Raw genomic sequence first — 18,079 nt, forward strand, 5'->3', positions numbered from 1 at the left:
GATAGATGATATCAGTGGGAGAGAATGGGGATGCTTTCTGCAAGTAAATGGTTGAAAACTGAAATAGGAAGCGGTAGAATGTATCCAGGAGGTGTTAATTTATGGAATATACAGAACTGTGCAGACAGTACCGGGAGCTTGACCGCGACTGCGCCAACCTTCATTATGAGCTGTCTGGCGGGAAGGATGAGGAGCGGAAGCTTTTTATCCCGGATGAAGCCAATATGGAGAAAGCGTGGAATCGCTTCAGGGAATTGAAAGAAAGGGTTGCGTCTCTGGAAGAGCCGGACGCTGTGTTTGCTTTAGTCAGGCATCATTTCGAGGATTTTCTGGATTCCCAGGAATACGCCCTTGAGGATGCGGGTAAACATCCGGAAGGCGGCTTTTTGTACATGCATTGGATGATTGAGAATACATCAAGGCTGAGCCGGAAACCGGATGAAGAGCGGTGCCAGAAAATGGTCAGCCAATTAGAGGAAATCTGCGAAGCCAGCGATATTTTCTTAGGATTAATCAAAAAGAAGGAGAGTGAGGAAGAGCAGCGGCAGGCTGCCGCCGCCCTGTCCGGCGCAAAGACAACTGTGGAAGCGTGTCGGATGAAACTCAACGAATATTTTCCGACATTTACACAAGAACAGCGCAGCCGTGTGGATGCGGCGATTGTGCGGTTTGAGGATGTCCTTGGGAAGATGGCCGACGCATTGCCAAAGGAGACGCAAGCAGAAGCGAAAGCGCGAGATACGAAAGAGCCTGAGGAGGATGACCTTAGCATTACCGTAAAGATGGAGGAAGAAGAGTACCGCACACTGCTATCCAAGCGGCTGGGCGTTTCTCTGGATGAGCTCCTTGCCTGGCATAAGGAAGAGATTGAGAAGACACGGGCGGAAGTATTTGCGATTGCTAAGAAGCTTAACATCCCGGAGCCTGAGCCTAAGACTATGGAAGAAGTCAATGAGATTCTGTTCAAGTACGAAGGACCGTGCCAAAGCCCGGAGGAAATGTTTGAAAGAGCCAATGAATATTTAAAGAGAACCCGTGCGCTGGCCCATGAATACGTGAACCTGCCGGAGGATGAGAGCTGTCTCTGCGTGGAAATTTCCGATAGCTGCAAGGATTCTTACCCATGGGGAGGCTATGAAGGCGGGGACTTTACCGTACGTCCCATTAGGGGGCAGATGTTCCTCAACAATTATAACTATCAGAATGTGACGGACGGGTGGATTAAGCTCAATGCATTGCATGAAGCATACCCGGGGCATCATGTCCAGTATGTTCGGGCTGCGATTGATTCAAGGCCGGAGACGGTGAAGATTGGGGCGAAACTCGTCCCGGTTCTGGAGGGTACGTGCCTGCGTACGGAGCGCGCCTTTGAGTTCATATACGGGGAAGACCCGTTCTTCCCATTGTTTGTAGCGTACCGCCGCCACCATGCTTCGGTCAGGATTTATGTGGATTTGATGCTGTTCTATCATGGGGCTACCTTAGAGGAGGCGGTTAAGACCTATGAGAAGGAGCTTGGATTCGACCGGGGGACGGCAAGAAGCCAGGTGCGCGCTCATCAGAATATGCAGGGATATTTTACCTGTTATTATTACGGGATGAAGAAAATCTGTCAGTGGGAGAAGGAATACGGTTTCTCCAAGAAGGATTTTACAGAGCTTCTGTTCTCGGCGGGGTATATCAGTATTGAGCGCCTTGGGGAGCTGGCAAGGCTTACGCCCCAGGAACGGGAACGCTATTACCATGACTTTTCAAGCCTTTTAAAAGAGGATTGACGGTTATGAAGGTGAAGTTTCCGGATTATAACCATTGTATTGCCAATTTAGCCAATTCGGTTCTTCAAGAATTTGGCATCCGGGAAGAAGGAAGACGGGGATTGGAGGCCATAGAGCCCTAGATTGCTATTTTCCCCAAATTGAAAAAAATGTTACGGTTTTTTTGAATACGGAGGCAGGAACGAAGGTTCCTGCCTCTGACTTCCATGTAGCCAGGACTTTTTGCGGCTATGAGAGCGTGGTGTCAAAAATTCGTGCAAAGGGAGGGCAGGCTTATGAAGTAACGCCCTTTGCGGAGCCATTTCCCAAGGAGTTTGCGGAAATCTGCGGGCAAGTAAAGGAGTTATGTGAAAGACCGGGAAAGAAATACATCTATAGTTATTGGGCTGAGCCGGATTTCACCATGCATGAGAAGGGTTGTTATGGGGCAGAGGCGAGGAAGACCGTAAGGGAATTGGAAGAACAAACCAGGAGGCTGTGTGCAGAGTTAGAGGATACGCTGGTGATTGTGACGGCTGACCATGGGCATATGGATTCAGAATGTGTGGCGATTATGGATTATCCTAAGATTATGGAGTGTCTGGTACGTATGCCTTCCATAGAACCGAGGGCTTTGAATCTGTTTGTAAGTGAAGAGAAAAAGGAACAGTTTGTGCGTGAATTTCGCAAGGAGTTTGGAGAAAAATTTTTGCTGTGGTCGAAGGATGAGGTCTTAGAACGTCAGATATTCGGAACCGGGGAGGAGCATCCGGATTTCAGGAATATGCTGGGAGATTATCTGGCTGTGGCGGTAGACGATTTGGCGGTATTCAATATGAGGGAAGAGGCGGACGCTTTGGTTGGGGTACATGCAGGGCTTACGGAGGATGAGATGACGATACCTTTCATCGTGATTGAGTGTGGAAGTTAATTGCCCTTCAGGGATGTAGGCTCCCGATTTTTTCATTAAATAAAGAAGATGGATTGACAAAGAAGCATACAGGTGCTAAGATTAAAGAAAATTTAAGGAGAATAAGTGAAATGAAGCAGAATTTACATTCAAAATCCAATATGTATAATAGACGTATCCGTTTATAGCATGAGACGCACAGTTATAAGCCGGTAGGTCTTATGTGTCTGTGCATATTATTGAATGTGGGCTGCTTTTTTGCAACTTATATTTATTAGAGTTATACCGCATCAGGCATGAATATGTTTGTTGCGGTTTTTTTGCGCTTTTTTATATGCCAGGCAGAATCTGTGCCGTATGAGCATAAACCTATGGGCTTAGCAGAAAAAGAAACAAAAAGAAAGGAAGGAAAACATTATGGGATTATTTAGCAAAAAGAAAGGGAAAGAATCAAAGAAAGCGGCAGAAAAGAAAGCAGAGTTTAAAGAGTATATCAAGGGAGCCGGCGGCAGCATTGTCAGCAAGTCTATTTTAAACGGCGCATCAAAACTCAAGTGGCTGTTTCGGGAGGACAGCGAGCATGGGAACGGATGGATTGCATTTGGCGACACGGATACGCAGGAATACGTAGACAATGCAGAGAATATGGTGGTGGTGGATTTCAATGTCCTGGCAAATATAGAACCAACCGTACTAAATGTATATTACATGCCGGTAGGAAGTGATTTGGAATTCCGTTTTGACAAGACAGGGAAGTATTTTGTGGATACAAGGACGGGAAAGGAAATCCGGGAGCCTGTGAAGCATCCGGCACAGGCGGCATTTGAAAAAAACCTCAAGTTTTTGAATCAGGAAACTTATCCGATGGAATTTTTTGAGGGACTGTTTGCGGAAAACGGCGGGATGACTCTTGTGACGGCAGGGCAGGTCGATTTTCCTACGGGAGAGGTGGTATTGGCAGACCCGCTGGCTTATCTAGGCACGAAATATTCTACCGTGCTGGAAAGGAAAGTCACGGTTGGAAGTTATCCTGTGGAACTGTCCGTCTGCAGTTCTGATATTGTAGGGATTAGGGTAGCGGCGGCGAGGCTTATTTTGAGCGATAAACCGGCCGTCCGCTATGAGATTGCCATGCCTAAGGGAAGCCGGGCGGAGGATTTCGGAAAACCAAAAGTTTTCACCTTCTTCGGCGTGGACTGCGGGCTTGCCTGTTTTGCGGATTTACAGGCAGAGGCGGAATACAGGGAATTTTTTGAGCGGTGGCAAGGTGAGAATCCGGGAAAGAATAAGTACGACGACTATTTCGCCGCGCTTTTTGCAGACAGCTATGAGAAACATCCCAAGGTCCAGAATCAGGGCGGGGACTTCCTGCATTGGGAGATCCCGGGGACAGGGCATAAACTGGCGTTCTTTTCCAGCGGTATGGGAGACGGCATTTATAGCGGATACTGGGGGCTTAATGAACAGGGCGAGGCGGTATCGCTGGTGGTTCCGTTCATGAATCCGGAGTATTTTTAAGAGATAAAACATAGTAGAAAGAGGGGTGGGCTGAAATGGCTTTGATTGAAGTAAAGAATTTAAGTTTTTCCTACCCAGGGAGCAGTGATTCTGTATTTGAGCAGGTATCTTTGTGTATAGACACGGAATGGAGGCTTGGCATTGTCGGGGGAAACGGGAAAGGAAAAACTACGTTTCTTAGGCTGCTTCAGGGGGACTATGAGTATAGTGGGCAGATTCAGAATGTGAATCCGGTCAGATATTGCCCAGGGATCATAGAAAGGGACGATGGGGAGGAACAGGCAGTCAATATTTTGATGGAACGCTATCCAGATTGTGAATTATGGAAGGTAGTCCGGGAGCTGCATGAGCTGGAAATGGAAGAAGGGATTCTATACCAGCCGTGGGAACATCTAAGCCCGGGGGAACGGACTCGCATCATGCTGGCGTTTCTCTTCGCTGATGACATTAGTTACCTGCTTTTAGATGAACCCACGAATAACTTGGATGAACAGACACGGGAAACCGTAAAAAAATATTTGGGGCACAAAAAGCGTTTTATCCTGGTTTCTCATGAGCGGGATGTGCTGGACGCATGCGTAGACCATATCTTAGCCATAAATCGCAGCAGTATCGAGGTCTGCAAAGGGAATTTCAGCAGTTGGTATGAAAATAAAAAGAACAGGGACAACTTCGAGATACAAAAAGACCATAAGCTGAGGAAAGAAATCAGCCGTTTGGAAAAATCAGCAAGGGAATCCGCAAATTGGGCGAATAAGGTGGAGCAGACGAAGATTGGGTTCAACCCCATAGAGGAAGACCGTTGGAAAGATACCAGATGCTATATCGGGGAGAAAGCCAGGCGGATGGAAAAGCGCAAGAAGAATCTGGAAAAAAGATGTTTGCGGGAAATTGAGGAGAAGAAAGCCCTTCTAAAAGACGTGGAAAAAGAGCATGACCTGAAGCTTTTTGCCAAAGGAGGGCAGAAGGGGACTTATGTCTGGGCGGATAAGGTTGGCATAGGATATGGGGACAAGATGGTATGCCAGGATGTGACTTTTACGGTGGAAAGGGGGGAACGGGTGCTGCTTTCCGGGAAGAATGGCTGCGGCAAAACCAGCGTGATAAAAACTCTTGTAGGGGAAGGGGAATATATGAGTGGGGAATTGGCTGTCAAGGGAGGACTGTCGGTTTCCTATGTCCCCCAAGACTACCGTTTCCGCACCGGGGGCCTAAAGGAATTGGCAGAAGAACGCAGGATCGATATGACCACCTTACTTGCCGTGTTATGGCAGATGGGGTTCGAGAGGAAACAGTTTGAAAAGCCGCTTTCGCAGTTTTCCGACGGGCAGAAAAAGAAGACGCTTCTGGCGGCAAGCCTGTGTGAGAGCGCAGACCTTTATATTTGGGATGAGCCTATGAATTTCGTGGATTTGTTTACGCGGATTCAATTGGAGAATCTGATTTTAAAGTATCAGCCGACGATGCTGTTTATCGAGCATGACCAATATTTTTCGTCGAAGATTGCCACAAAGGAAGTGAAAATCGGAGTTTAAAATTACCACCTATAATATGAGCAAAAAACGTCCACACTATGTATGAATAACATAAGTGAGGGCGTTTTTACATGAAGAAACTGAGCGAATATCTATTATTATGGACACTTGGCGGATGTCTCTACTACTTTTTTGAAATATTTTTCCGTGGATTTTCTCATTGGTCTATGTTTGTGCTTGGCGGGATCTGTATGGTCTTTTTTACGGTTCAGGGGCAGATGGTCCATTGGGAGGACCCGCTGTGGATGCAGATATTGCGGTGCATTATTTTTGTGACGGCCATGGAATTTATGACGGGGATTATCGTCAATAAATGGCTACATCTGGCTGTGTGGGATTACAGTAATCAGCCGTTTCAGTTGTTTGGTCAGATCTGTCTGCCGTTTATGGTTATTTTTTCCGGACTGTGCGCGCTTGGGATTTTTCTTGGGGGATATCTGTCCTATTGGCTGTACGGGGAAGAGAAACCGCATTATCATGTGTTGTAGGAGACCATCTTGCTGCAGAATAGACAAGTGATAAGATATGTCCAAAGGTCTTGTATTATGGTTTACCCTTGAGTATACTTTATAATATAGCAAAAGGACGGAGGAAGGAAGATGTCATTTACCATTTATGTGAGGATGAAGAAGTCGGGCAAGGGGATGTGTAAGGAGTTAGCTCCTACTCCCTTCGAGGTGGGGCAAAGGCCGGAAACCTTGGGGGAGCTTTTGACAGCGCTGACAGAGCTTGGCGTAAAAGATTATAATGCCAGAAAAGACGAAGGACAGATTCTCCCTTTCCTGACCAGAGAGGAGATTGCAGGGCAGGCTTTAAGCGGGAAGGTGTCTTTCGGCGTCCATAACGGGGGAACTGCAGATCCCGCGAAGGCTGTGGAGAATACGCTTCAGTGTTTTGAGGACGGGATTTACCGTGTGTTCGCCGGGGAGGAAGAATTGACGGAACTTGACGGGGAGATTTTGTGGAAGGAAGATCTGGTGTTCACGCTGATTCGCCTCACCATGTTATCTGGATAGGATGGCTGTTCGGGAAATTACGTAGTTTGTGCGGTGGAATCTAATACGTCAAAAACCAGCTTTTTGAGAAAGGAAAAGTCATGGCAGGATTTACATATCAGTCAAGGAAGAAAATAAGTGAAAAATGGGTATATGGCCTGAAAGAGAAGGGGTCTCATCTTTCCGAGCGGGAGAAGAAGCTGCTGCCGGAAATCTATGGTACGGTCATGCCTTTGGAGGCCTGCGGCTATATGCGGAAGTTATTGGCAGAAGGAACTTATGGCACGCTTAGCGGACTTTACAAAGGAGAGTTTACCGGTGCGGTTAGAGTCTGTGTGCCCGATTCGCGCCGGGAGGAATTTTATGAAGCGTTGGATGCTATGAACCAGTACCAGATGACGGCGGGATGGTACAGGAGGAGCCTGCGCTCCGAAAGCTATCTCCCCTTCGTGGAGCAGAGCATCCGGCTGCTGCGCGCCTATGCGCTGCTGGATTTTTACAAAGCCAGCCTTGCGGACGTACTCACCGGGAATGTGACGCCGGAGATTTTCGACCATGCAAGAAATGAGTATTTTTCTTATGCCGAGATGCTGGCGGCGCAGATTGACCGGGAAAATGAGGATGCGCGTCAGGCGGTAAAGGATATTCTGCTTGGAGAGGGGAACGCGATGATGGTAAGCCATGAACTGATCCGCGGAATCGTGATGTGTAAAAATGAGGAGATGTATGAGCTTCTTGGGAAGTTCCTTTTGGCGGCAAGGCTTCAGGAGGGAGCGAGACAGGCGGTCTGTGAGACCATGGACGCCGGACGCCCGGAGGCGTTTCTGCATCTGTTCGGGGTCATTGAAGAGCACAATCTGATCCGTTTTTCGTCGGTTAAGCGCGCGGCTGCCACCTGGATTGGTATTTTTAATGAGAAGAGCGTGGAGCGGATGAGCGATAAATTGCTTAGGCTGATGGGTCAATGCCTGCGGGACGGGGATTTCTGTGAAGCCCAGCTTCTTTCGGAGGATTCTGTGGCGATCAGCTGTGCTTTGTGGGCGAAAGGGTTCTATGATGCAGGGAATGCTGTGGAAGCAGTGCGCCGCCTGATCGCCCATGGGTCGAGACACCAGAAGATGACGGCTTCTTATTTTGTCCATTCGCTGCAAGACGAGCGGTTAAAGATGCGGGCGGTAAAAGAGGTAATCTTGAACGACTGGGAGGATTTAGAACTGGCTGCTTGTTTCATGCCGGGATTTATGGGAAATGTGAACCAATATTTTTACAGCCTTGTCAAGGACGAGAACAGTAATTCCTATTCTTTCCGCAATGATAAGGTGACGGAACCTAGGAAACTTCCTGTGGAGGAGTTTTTTGACAACCGGGCGGAGGCTTCCCGGTGTTATCAGATTTTGAAGAAAATTTTAAAGAAAGTCCCGAAGAAAGGGCTGGTACTTTCCCCCTGTATCTTCCCTTGGCATCAGGTATCTATGGGCCCCTCCGGGATTGCTGCCAGGCTGTGCCTGATCGCCTGGATGCTGCAGGACGAAGAAGTGCTGGATGAAGCGGCAGGCTTTATCCCTCTGGTGGGCCAGGGGGAAGGTTACAATTATTACAGCGCGTCCCGGGCGGCTGTGGCGCGGCTTATGCTTTACCGTCCCAAGTCTCCTGCGAGAAAGAAGGCCTTGTTTGAGCTTTTGCACAATGCGGAGGAATATACCAATGAGGAGGCCTATCGTCTGGCGGATGATATGGAGCTTTTGGCAGAGGATTTTGCTGCAATCGAGAAGAACCTGAAGTATAAGAAAGGACGGAAGGGGACGCTTGCGCTGCTTAGGAAACAGGATAAGAAGGGTCTTGCCGCCTGTATTGTCAGGCTTCTTGGGATGAAATCGGAGGAGTGCCGGATGGGCGCCCTTGACCTTGCATTGTTCCTGAAAAAGGAGGATGAAGGCTGTTTTGAGGAAATTCTTCCCTGTCTGCAGGAATTGCCTGCCCCGAACAGGAAGGAGCAGGTGATTTTAGAAGAACTTTTGGGAGGCGTAAGCGCGGCGCAGGATATTTTAAATACGCCGGGATTTGGCTTGTATGACGTAGGGCGAAAATGGGTTCTGCCGCCAATGACGGTGGCCGTTGGCCAGGCGGAGGGATTGTTTGTCTATGGAGAGAAGGCGTGTATCCGGGTATGCAAAAAACTTGGCCGCTTGATTGGGGAGCATGCCGCCCTTTCCTATAAGACGGCGTGGGGCGCGGACCAGCTTCTGGGAAATGAACTGCAGAAATCCCGGTATATCCATGAAGATCCGGATGCCGAGCCTTTAGATGCGTATCCGTTCCGGGAAATGTGGGAAGAGTTTTATGAAAAGGAGATTGGGTCGCCAGGGCTGCTTCTGGAGCTTACACTTTACGGGAAGTGCCGTTTACAGTGGGATGCTTATATGCAGAACCATAAGTTGTACCGGCAGGTTTTCGGCGGCGGAAAGAAGCTCATTTTTCAAGATTGTTTCGCGGATTTGCCTTATGCCAGCCAGGTCTTTACGGCGCTCTCCGTGCTGACGGAGCAGTTTGTCACGGATTCCTGCAAGGCAGAGTTTGCCCTGCGTGGCGTGGCGAAGTTCCTTGACGTATTGGATACTTCCAACGACATTTTTTCGGTTCAGCATAAACACTGGAATGGCGAGGTGATTACGTTTACCAGGCGGACGGCGGAGCTTCCGGTCTTTGCCGATATGATACGGTGGCTTGCTCTTGCTGGGGACGTGGACTGGGGAAGTGCGTTTACGTTACGGTTCTGTCTGCAGGATTATTATCGGAAACAGGCGGATCGGGAAGTGAAACAGCAGTATTCTTATGGAGGTTCTAAGGATGTTTATCTTGAGCTTTCGGATTATGTGGAGTGTTACGTAAGGGGCGTCTGGGATAAGGGGCTGTTCTATAAGGCTGTGTTTCTGTTTTCGGATCTGGGATGCCTGTTAGAGCCGGTCAGCACTGTGGAGCAAAATGGGGCGGTCTCTTCGAGGATGGCGCGGGTGTATGCGCTGAATTCATTCTTTGGATATCAGGCAATCAAGCCTTTGGACGGGAAGTACCATTTTGATTCAGTGAGGGAGGAAATGCCGAAGATGGCGTTTGCCCATGAACTATATGGGGAACTGATTCCTCTTATCTTGGGGGTGGAGTTAAAACGGGGGGAGCAGCCGACGCCGTTTTCGGAGTATATACATAAGATTCGGGTGGTGTATGGAATCGATTATATGATTCAGATTTTGACGGCACTGGGGAAGGAGCCGCTGGAGCGGGGATTTCATTATTATTCTTCTGATACGGACCGCCGGTCTGTGCTGAGCCACTTATTGAAGGTCTGTGTGCCGGAGCCTGAGGAGACGGCAGAGGACCTAAAGCGGGCGATGAAAGGGACGGATATTACGAAGAAGCGGCTGGCGGAGCTTGCTATGTATGCCCAGCAGTGGATTCCTATGGTGGAAGAGTATCTGGAGGTTCCGGGATTTTCAAGCGCTTGTTACTATTTTATGGCGCACACCAGCGAAAGGTTTGACGAGCAGGTGACTTCTGTGATTGCGAAGTACACGCCTCTTTCGCCTGAGGAGCTTTCGGACGGGGCGTTTGATATACATTGGTTTTTTGAGGCTTACGGTAATGTCGGGGAGAAGGATTTTAAGCTGCTTTATGATGCGGCGAAGTATTCTTCCAGCGGTACGGCTCACAGCAGGGCAAGGAAGTATGCGGACGCTGCCCTTGGGAAAGTCAGTCTTGAGGCTCTGATGCAGGAAATTGATGCGAAGCGCAATAAGGATCTGCTGATGAGCATCGGGCTTCTTCCCCTTGCGAAGGGGAAAGCCAAGCGGGAGAGGGAGCTTTTGGAACGCTATCAGTTTATTCGTAAGTTCCAGAAGGAGAGCAGGCAGTTCGGGGCGCAGCGCCGGGCAAGCGAGGGGCGCGCGGCAGAGATTGCGCTGCGGAATCTGAGCGTGAATGCAGGTTTTACGGATGTGACCCGCCTTGTTCTGCGGATGGAGGGGAAGCTTACGGAAATGTCGTCTGCGTATTTTGACTGGCAGCGTGTGGATGAGATTGAGCTGATGGTTTCTGTGGATGAATGGGGCAAGTCTTCGCTGAAATGCAGGAAAGACGGCAAACTTTTGAAGTCTGTACCGGCGAAGTATAAGAAGAATGAGACGGTTCAGAAATTTCAGGAGGTCCATAAGAAGTTAAAGGAGCAGTACAGCCGGACGAAGCTTATGATGGAGCAGGCGATGGAAGACCGGACTGTGTTTGAGGTGTGGGAGCTTCGGGAGCTTGGGGCAAATCCTGTGGTGCGTCCGATCGTAGAGTTTTTGGTGGTGCGCATAGCGGGGGATACGGACGTTTTCCGGATGGGATTTCTGACAGACGAGGGACTTGTGGATGCATTGGGGAACGTGCTGTCGGTGGAGCCGGAGGAGCAGGTGTGGATTGCCCATCCTTTTGATTTATATCAAAGCGGGCAATGGCATGAATATCAGAAAGTTTTGTTTGAGAGGCAGATCCGGCAGGCTTTTAAGCAGGTTTTCCGGGAACTGTATTTGAAGCTTGACGAGGAGTCAGAGTTGTGTGAATCCAGGATGTTTTCGGGCAACCAGATTCAGCCCCAAAAGACTGTGGGGGCTCTTAGGAGCCGCAGATGGGTCGCAGACTATGAGGATGGACTTCAGAAGGTTTATTATAAAGAGAATATTGTTGCCTGTATCTATGCGATGGCGGACTGGTTTACGCCAAGCGACGCAGAGGCGCCGACCCTTGAGTGGGTGGTGTTCTCCAACAGGAAGACAGGAGAGAGGATGCGGATATGGGAGATCCCGGATGTAATATACAGTGAAGTGATGCGGGACGTGGATCTGGCGGTGAGCGTGGCGCATGTAGGAGGCGTGGACCCGGAGACGAGCCATTCCACTGTGGAGATGCGTAAGGTAATCGTGGAGTGTAACCTGGGGCTGTTCAAGCTGAAAAATGTCCGGATAGAGGGAAACCATGCGGTTATCGCCGGGAAACTTGGGCAATATTCGGTGCATTTAGGCAGCGGAGTGGTGCATCAGATCGGGAGCTCTATGTTGTTCGTAGTGCCTGTACATTCCCAGCATCGGGGGCGGATGTTCCTGCCCTTTGTTGACGACGACCCTAAGACAGCGGAGATCCTGTCGAAGATTCTCCTCTTTGCGGAGGATACGAAGATAAAAGATCCGAATATTTTGGCGCAGATTCGGTAGCGTGATGAAATTCTATCTTTTTTATTTATAAAAGTAATGCTATAATGGAAATACGCTGATTTTGTAATTAGCTGTCTAAATACGGCGTTTTCGTATACATTGATGGACGAAGTCCATCCGCCCTGTAGAGGCATGTATTACGGAATGCCCTGCGGGTATAAATTATAAAATTAAGGATAAGAGAGGTACAACTGTGGCGGAATTAACACCGATGATGCAGCAATATATGGAGACGAAGAAGGAGTATCCGGACTGCATTTTGTTCTATAGACTGGGAGATTTTTACGAGATGTTCTTTGACGATGCCCTGACAGCGTCGCGGGAGCTTGAGATTACGCTGACCGGAAAGAATTGCGGGCTTGAGGAACGCGCACCGATGTGCGGCGTTCCTTTCCATGCTGTGGACGGTTATCTGAACCGCCTTGTCTCTAAGGGGTATAAGGTGGCGATATGTGAGCAGATGGAGGATGCGGCAAGCGCGAAGGGCTTAGTGAAGCGGGATGTGGTCCGTATCGTGACGCCGGGGACGAATCTGGATGTGCAGGCGTTGGATGAGACGAAGAACAATTATATTATGTGCGTAGTCTATATTGCAGATCGTTTTGGACTGTCTGTGGCGGATGTGACGACGGGGGAATATATGGTCACAGAGATTTCGGAGTCGGAGAAGCTGTTTGACGAGATTTATAAGTTCATGCCGTCGGAGCTGGTCTGCAACGAGGCTTTCTACATGAGCGGCATGGATCTGGAATTGTTGAAGGAAAAGCTTGGTATTACGGTGTATTCTCTGGATGCATGGTATTTTGACGATTCTATCTGCCAGCGGACGCTTTTGGATCATTTTCATGTAAACGGCCTCGATGGACTTGGCCTTGGGGATTTTGACTGCGGCGTGATTGCGGCGGGGGCGCTGCTTAAATACCTAATCGAGACGCAGAAGCGGGATTTGTCCCACATCACGAAGCTCTCGGTCTATGCCACAGGGAAATATATGCTGCTTGACAGCTCTACCCGCCGGAATTTAGAGCTGTGCGAGACGCTCAGGGAGAAGCAGAAAAGAGGGTCTCTGCTCTGGGTGCTGGATAAGACCAAGACTGCCATGGGGGCAAGGGCGCTGCGCAAGCATATTGAGCAGCCCTTAATCGACCGGGCGGAAATCGAGCGGCGTCTGGATGCTGTGGAGGAACTCAAGGACAATGCAATTTCCAGAGAGGAGATCCGGGAGTATCTTTCTTCAATCTATGACCTGGAGCGTCTGGTATGCAGGATTACGTATCAGTCTGCGAATCCCAGGGATTTGATTGCCTTTGAGCATTCTCTTGCCATGCTGCCCCATATTAAGTATCTTTTACGGGAGATGAAGGCTCCGCTGCTTGTGGAGCTGTATGAGAGCCTGGATACGCTTGAAGATCTCTGTGGGCTGGTGAAGTCTGCCATTTTGGATGAACCTCCTATTGCCATGCGGGAAGGGGGAATTATCCGGGAAGGATATGACAAGGAAGTGGACAGGCTGCGCCTGGCGAAGTCAGACGGGAAGGAATGGCTTGCGAAACTTGAGGCGGACGAACGGGAGAAAACGGGAATCAAGAACCTGAAGATCCGGTTCAATAAAGTGTTCGGGTATTATCTGGAAGTGACCAATTCCTTCAAGAATCTGGTGCCGGATTATTATACCCGTAAGCAGACGCTTGCGAATGCGGAGCGTTTTATTATTCCGGAGCTGAAAGAATTGGAGGATACGATTCTTGGCGCGGAGGATAAGCTGTATGCGTTGGAATATCAGTTGTTCTGTGAGGTGCGTGATCAGATTGGCGCGCAGATATTAAGGATTCAGTCAAGCGCTAAAGCTGTGGCGCAGTTGGATGCGTTTTCTTCTTTTGCTTTGGTGGCAGAGCGGAATCAATATGTGCGCCCCAGGATAAATGAGAAGGGGGTCATTGACATTAAGGATGGGCGGCATCCTGTGGTGGAGCGGATGATTCCCAATGATATGTTCATTGCTAATGATACGTTCCTGAATGACAAAAAGAACCGGATTTCTGTGATTACAGGTCCGAATATGGCGGGAAAATCTACATATATGCGGCAGACTGCCTTGATTGTGCTGATGGCGCAGATTGGCTCTTTTGTTCCGGCTTCCAGTGCGGATATCGGCCTGGTGGACCGGATTTTTACCAGGGTCGGCGCGTCGGACGATCTGGCCAGCGGGCAGAGTACGTTCATGGTGGAGATGACGGAGGTGGCGAATATCCTGCGGAATGCCACCAGCCGCAGCCTTCTGATTCTGGATGAAATCGGGCGTGGAACCAGTACTTTTGACGGGCTGAGCATCGCGTGGGCCGTCATTGAGCATATCAGCAACAGTAAGCTTCTGGGAGCCAAGACATTGTTTGCCACCCATTACCATGAGCTGACGGAGCTTGAGGGAAAGATCCATAATGTGAATAATTACTGTATCGCCGTAAAGGAGAAGGGGGACGATATCATTTTCCTACGCAAGATTGTGAAGGGTGGTGCGGATAAGAGTTATGGAATCCAGGTTGCCAGGCTTGCGGGGGTTCCGGAGTCTGTAATTGCGCGGGCAAAGGAGATCGTGGAGGAGCTGGTGCAGGCGGATATTACGGATCGGATCAAGGATATTGCGTCCCATGGGAGCGAGCAGCCGGCGGCAAAGCCTAAGCATTATGACGAGGTGGATCTGGCGCAGATGTCCTTGTTCGATACGGTGAGGGATGACGATGTGATTGAGGAGCTAAAGGGGTTGGATCTTGGGAACCTGACGCCGATAGATGCGTTGAATACATTGTATCAGATTCAAAATAAGCTGAAGAACCGATGGGGATAGAGTATGAGTAAGATACAGGTTTTGGATACGGTTACGATTGATAAGATTGCGGCGGGAGAGGTGATTGAGCGTCCTGCGTCTGTGGTTAAGGAGTTGGTGGAGAATGCCATTGACGCCGGGGCGACTGCGATTGTCGTGGAGATTCAGGATGGAGGGATATCGCTTATTCGGATTGCCGATAATGGGTGCGGGATGGAACGTAAGGAGGTTCCAAACGCATTTTTGCGCCATTCCACCAGTAAGATTCGTTCTGTGGATGATTTGGTCCATATTGGAACACTGGGATTTCGGGGGGAGGCGCTGTCTAGTATTGCGGCGGTCGCCCAGGTGGAGCTGCTGACGAAGACGAAGGAGCAGACCTTTGGGACAAGATACCGGATTCATGGCGGTATGGAGGTAGATATTGAGGATACGGGGGCGCGGGATGGAACTACGTTTCTGATTCGTCAGTTGTTCTATAATGTTCCAGCCAGACGGAAGTTTTTGAAGACGCCTATGACGGAGGCGAGCCATGTGGGGGATTTGATGACAAGGCTTGCCCTTTCCCATCCGGAAATATCCTTTCAGTTTATCAATAACGGGCAGTCGAAGCTGCACAGTTCGGGGAATGGAAGCCTTAGGGATGTGATTTACCATGTCTATGGGCGGGATATTGCATCTAATCTGCTTCGGACCAAGTGGGAGGCGCCTGGGATGCGGATTTCGGGTTTCCTTGGAAAACCCATTGTTTCAAGGGGAAACCGGAATTTTGAGAATTATTTTATCAATGGGCGATATGTGAAGAATCAGATTGTGTCGAAGGCGATTGAGGATGCTTATAAGGATTTTTCCATGCAGCATAAGTATCCCTTCGTGGCGCTTCTTATGGAGATTGACGGTGAAGGCGTGGATGTGAATGTGCATCCGGCGAAGATGGAGATTCGTTTCCATAACCAGCAGGAGGTCTACAACCGGGTGTTTGAGGCGGTAAGCCAGGGACTGCATGGGGAGGAGCTGATTCCACATGTGGAGCTGGACGCGCCGGGAGAGAATCTTAGGAAGGAGCCTGGGGATAATAGGAGGTATGGCGGGAATCCGGACAGAAAGAAAGATTCTGGGGCTGCACTTCCTTTTGAGGGATTGGAACGTTCGGAGAAAGCTGCTTTGCCGTCCCCGTCTGAACGGAATCTGGATTATTTTATGGAGAAGATGCGGAAGCGTGTAGAGGCTTACCATAGCCAGCGTTCGTCGGCTGAGGTGACGGACCGAAGCGGGGTTTTCCAACCAGAGATTCAGTCTGGACGTATCCGCGAAACTGTGGAATATGCGAAGAATTTGAACGGGACGCGGCAGGATTTACCAGCAGAGAGTCTGGCCAAAACTGCCGAAGATGCTGCAAAAAAACCAGGACAAACGCCGGATGAGCCAAGGCAGTTGGATTTATTTGAAGAGAGGCTTCTGACAAGGGAAGCCAAGGATGAATATCATTTGATTGGGCAGGTTTTCGAGACCTATTGGCTGGTGGAATTCCATGAGAATCTCTATATTATTGACCAGCATGCCGCCCATGAGCGCATCTTGTATGAAAGAACCCTTAGGAGTATGCGGACGCGGGAGTTTACTTCCCAAATGATTACGCCGCCCATTGTCCTGGATTTGAGTATGCAGGAAGCGGATTTGCTGAATCGGTATATGGAGCAGTTTACCAGAATCGGATTCGAGTTCGAGGAATTTGGACAGGAGTCCTTTGTCGTCCGGGCGGTTCCGGATAATCTGTTCAGTATTGCGAAGAAGGAGCTGCTTTTGCAGATGCTTGACAGCCTGTCGGATGAGGTGAACCGGAATCTGTCGCCGGAGATGATTGACGAGAAGGTGGCGTCCATGTCTTGTAAGGCGGCTGTGAAGGGGAATATGAGATTGTCGGCTGCGGAGGTGGATGCGCTGATTGGCGAGCTTCTAAAGCTTGAGAATCCTTACCACTGTCCCCACGGAAGGCCGACGATTATTGCCATGAGCCGGCGGGAGCTGGAGAAAAAGTTTAAAAGGATTGTGTAAATATGAAGAAACCATTAGTAGTTCTGACCGGGCCTACGGCTGTCGGGAAGACAGACGCATCGATTGGGCTTGCCAAGGCGCTTGGAGGGGAGATTATTTCTGCGGATTCTATGCAGGTCTATCAATATATGGACATTGGGTCTGCCAAGGTACGGCCGGAGGAGATGGAAGGAATTCCTCATTTCCTGGTGGATGAGTTAAAGCCCTGGGAGGAATTCCATGTGGTGCGTTTTCAGCAGATGGCGAAGGCGGCGATGGAGGGAATTTATGCCCGGGGGCATATCCCGATTGTGGTTGGCGGGACAGGATTTTATATTCAGGCTTTGCTCTATGATATTGATTTTTCGGAAAATGACGGGGATGATTCCTATCGCCGTGAGCTTGAGCAGATTGCAGGCAGGCAGGGGAAAACGGCGCTCCATGAACGGCTTAGGGTGGTGGACCCGGCTTCGGCTTTGCAGATTCATGAGAATAATGTGAAACGGGTCATCCGGGCCCTTGAGTTCTACCACCAGACGGGGCAGCGGATTTCGGAGCATAATGAGCGGGAGCGGCAGAAGGAGTCTCCTTACCGGTTCGTTTATTTTGTGCTGAATGACGACCGGAAACGGTTGTATGAGCGGATTGACAGTCGGGTGGACCGGATGTTAGAAGACGGGCTTGTGGATGAGGTGGCGGCTCTGCGGGATATGGGCTGTAAGCGGGATATGGTGTCTATGCAGGGACTTGGGTATAAGGAGATATTTGCTTATCTGGACGGGGAGCTAAGCCTTGAGGAGGCCATTTACAGGCTGAAGCGGGATACGAGACATTTTGCCAAGAGGCAGATTACCTGGTTCAAGAGGGAGAGGGAGGTAATCTGGATAAATAAGGATGAATATGGTTATGATGAGGATAGAATCTTATGTGATATGATAAGATATGTAAGGGGCGAACTGGGTTGAGAAAATTATTTCGGAGTAAGTTTATTAAGAAAATGAATACTTTGCTGATGGTCTATGCCCGTTCCCAGAATGCGGAGGCTACGTACCGGGAGTTGATGGCGTTAGAGCCTTTGATTCGGGATAAGGGGGAGGAGGCTTTGTTTGAGCTGAACCGGGCGTCGCTGCTTTATGATATGAAGAAGTATAAGGAGGCGGCGGAGGTGATTATGCAGATTCAGCCGTTGAATCCTGTGTTTGATGCGAAGTGCGCGGTTGTGAGGACGAAGATTTTGGACTCGTGGTTGTAACCAGAAGAATA

General features: G+C 49.5%; 11 protein-coding genes. All 11 read left to right on the forward strand.

Annotated elements, in window-relative coordinates; genetic code table 11:
* Nucleotides 1-101: 101 nt before the first annotated feature.
* The 11 genes from AC6I3O_RS12580 to AC6I3O_RS12630 all read left to right on the forward strand — a co-directional run bounded on the left by AC6I3O_RS12580 (nucleotide 102) and on the right by AC6I3O_RS12630 (nucleotide 18,068).
* Complete coding sequence (locus AC6I3O_RS12580) at nucleotides 102-1,775, forward strand: DUF885 family protein (protein WP_497851180.1); 1,674 nt, start codon at nucleotides 102-104, stop codon at nucleotides 1,773-1,775.
* Nucleotides 1,776-1,875: 100 nt separating this feature from the next.
* The gene (locus tag AC6I3O_RS12585; RefSeq protein WP_497853463.1) at nucleotides 1,876-2,685 is read left to right on the forward strand and encodes an alkaline phosphatase family protein; all 810 of its coding nucleotides are present in this window, start codon (nucleotides 1,876-1,878) and stop codon (nucleotides 2,683-2,685) included.
* Nucleotides 2,686-3,081: 396 nt separating this feature from the next.
* Complete coding sequence (locus AC6I3O_RS12590; RefSeq protein WP_497851181.1) at nucleotides 3,082-4,182, forward strand: immunity protein Imm33 domain-containing protein; 1,101 nt, start codon at nucleotides 3,082-3,084, stop codon at nucleotides 4,180-4,182.
* Between the two features lie 35 nt (nucleotides 4,183-4,217).
* On the forward strand, nucleotides 4,218-5,717 hold the full coding sequence (gene abc-f, locus AC6I3O_RS12595; RefSeq protein WP_497851182.1) for a ribosomal protection-like ABC-F family protein: 1,500 nt from the start codon (nucleotides 4,218-4,220) through the stop codon (nucleotides 5,715-5,717).
* 71 nt (nucleotides 5,718-5,788) lie between these two features.
* Nucleotides 5,789-6,205 (forward strand): putative ABC transporter permease, encoded by a 417-nt coding sequence (locus AC6I3O_RS12600; RefSeq protein ID WP_497851183.1) that lies wholly within the window; start codon nucleotides 5,789-5,791, stop codon nucleotides 6,203-6,205.
* Between the two features lie 111 nt (nucleotides 6,206-6,316).
* A complete protein-coding gene (locus AC6I3O_RS12605) occupies nucleotides 6,317-6,733 on the forward strand; it encodes a hypothetical protein (protein ID WP_497851184.1) in 417 nt (138 codons plus the stop codon).
* Between the two features lie 80 nt (nucleotides 6,734-6,813).
* Nucleotides 6,814-11,958 (forward strand): DUF4132 domain-containing protein, encoded by a 5,145-nt coding sequence (locus AC6I3O_RS12610; protein WP_497851185.1) that lies wholly within the window; start codon nucleotides 6,814-6,816, stop codon nucleotides 11,956-11,958.
* A 193-nt stretch (nucleotides 11,959-12,151) separates the two neighbouring features.
* Nucleotides 12,152-14,803, forward strand: coding sequence for a DNA mismatch repair protein MutS (gene mutS, locus AC6I3O_RS12615; protein WP_497851186.1), 2,652 nt, complete (start codon nucleotides 12,152-12,154; stop codon nucleotides 14,801-14,803).
* A 3-nt stretch (nucleotides 14,804-14,806) separates the two neighbouring features.
* Nucleotides 14,807-16,837, forward strand: coding sequence for a DNA mismatch repair endonuclease MutL (gene mutL, locus AC6I3O_RS12620; protein WP_497851187.1), 2,031 nt, complete (start codon nucleotides 14,807-14,809; stop codon nucleotides 16,835-16,837).
* A gap of 2 nt (nucleotides 16,838-16,839) precedes the next feature.
* A complete protein-coding gene (gene miaA, locus AC6I3O_RS12625; RefSeq protein ID WP_497851188.1) occupies nucleotides 16,840-17,781 on the forward strand; it encodes a tRNA (adenosine(37)-N6)-dimethylallyltransferase MiaA in 942 nt (313 codons plus the stop codon).
* On the forward strand, nucleotides 17,778-18,068 hold the full coding sequence (locus AC6I3O_RS12630) for a hypothetical protein (protein WP_497851189.1): 291 nt from the start codon (nucleotides 17,778-17,780) through the stop codon (nucleotides 18,066-18,068). The genes miaA and AC6I3O_RS12630 overlap by 4 nt, the downstream gene beginning before the upstream one ends.
* Nucleotides 18,069-18,079 lie beyond the last annotated feature (11 nt).

The sequence above is a fragment of the Sporofaciens sp. St.21A7 genome (genome assembly GCF_059728535.1).

What these genes read in the sequence shown, in the direction of transcription:
- mutL (WP_497851187.1), top strand. Translation starts at nt 14,807, where the DNA reads ATGAGTAAGATACAGGTTTTGGATACGGTTACGATTGATAAGATTGCG.
- AC6I3O_RS12605 (WP_497851184.1), top strand. Translation starts at nt 6,317, where the DNA reads ATGTCATTTACCATTTATGTGAGGATGAAGAAGTCGGGCAAGGGGATG.
- AC6I3O_RS12580 (WP_497851180.1), top strand. Translation starts at nt 102, where the DNA reads ATGGAATATACAGAACTGTGCAGACAGTACCGGGAGCTTGACCGCGAC.
- AC6I3O_RS12610 (WP_497851185.1), top strand. Translation starts at nt 6,814, where the DNA reads ATGGCAGGATTTACATATCAGTCAAGGAAGAAAATAAGTGAAAAATGG.
- abc-f (WP_497851182.1), top strand. Translation starts at nt 4,218, where the DNA reads ATGGCTTTGATTGAAGTAAAGAATTTAAGTTTTTCCTACCCAGGGAGC.
- AC6I3O_RS12590 (WP_497851181.1), top strand. Translation starts at nt 3,082, where the DNA reads ATGGGATTATTTAGCAAAAAGAAAGGGAAAGAATCAAAGAAAGCGGCA.
- miaA (WP_497851188.1), top strand. Translation starts at nt 16,840, where the DNA reads ATGAAGAAACCATTAGTAGTTCTGACCGGGCCTACGGCTGTCGGGAAG.
- AC6I3O_RS12600 (WP_497851183.1), top strand. Translation starts at nt 5,789, where the DNA reads ATGAAGAAACTGAGCGAATATCTATTATTATGGACACTTGGCGGATGT.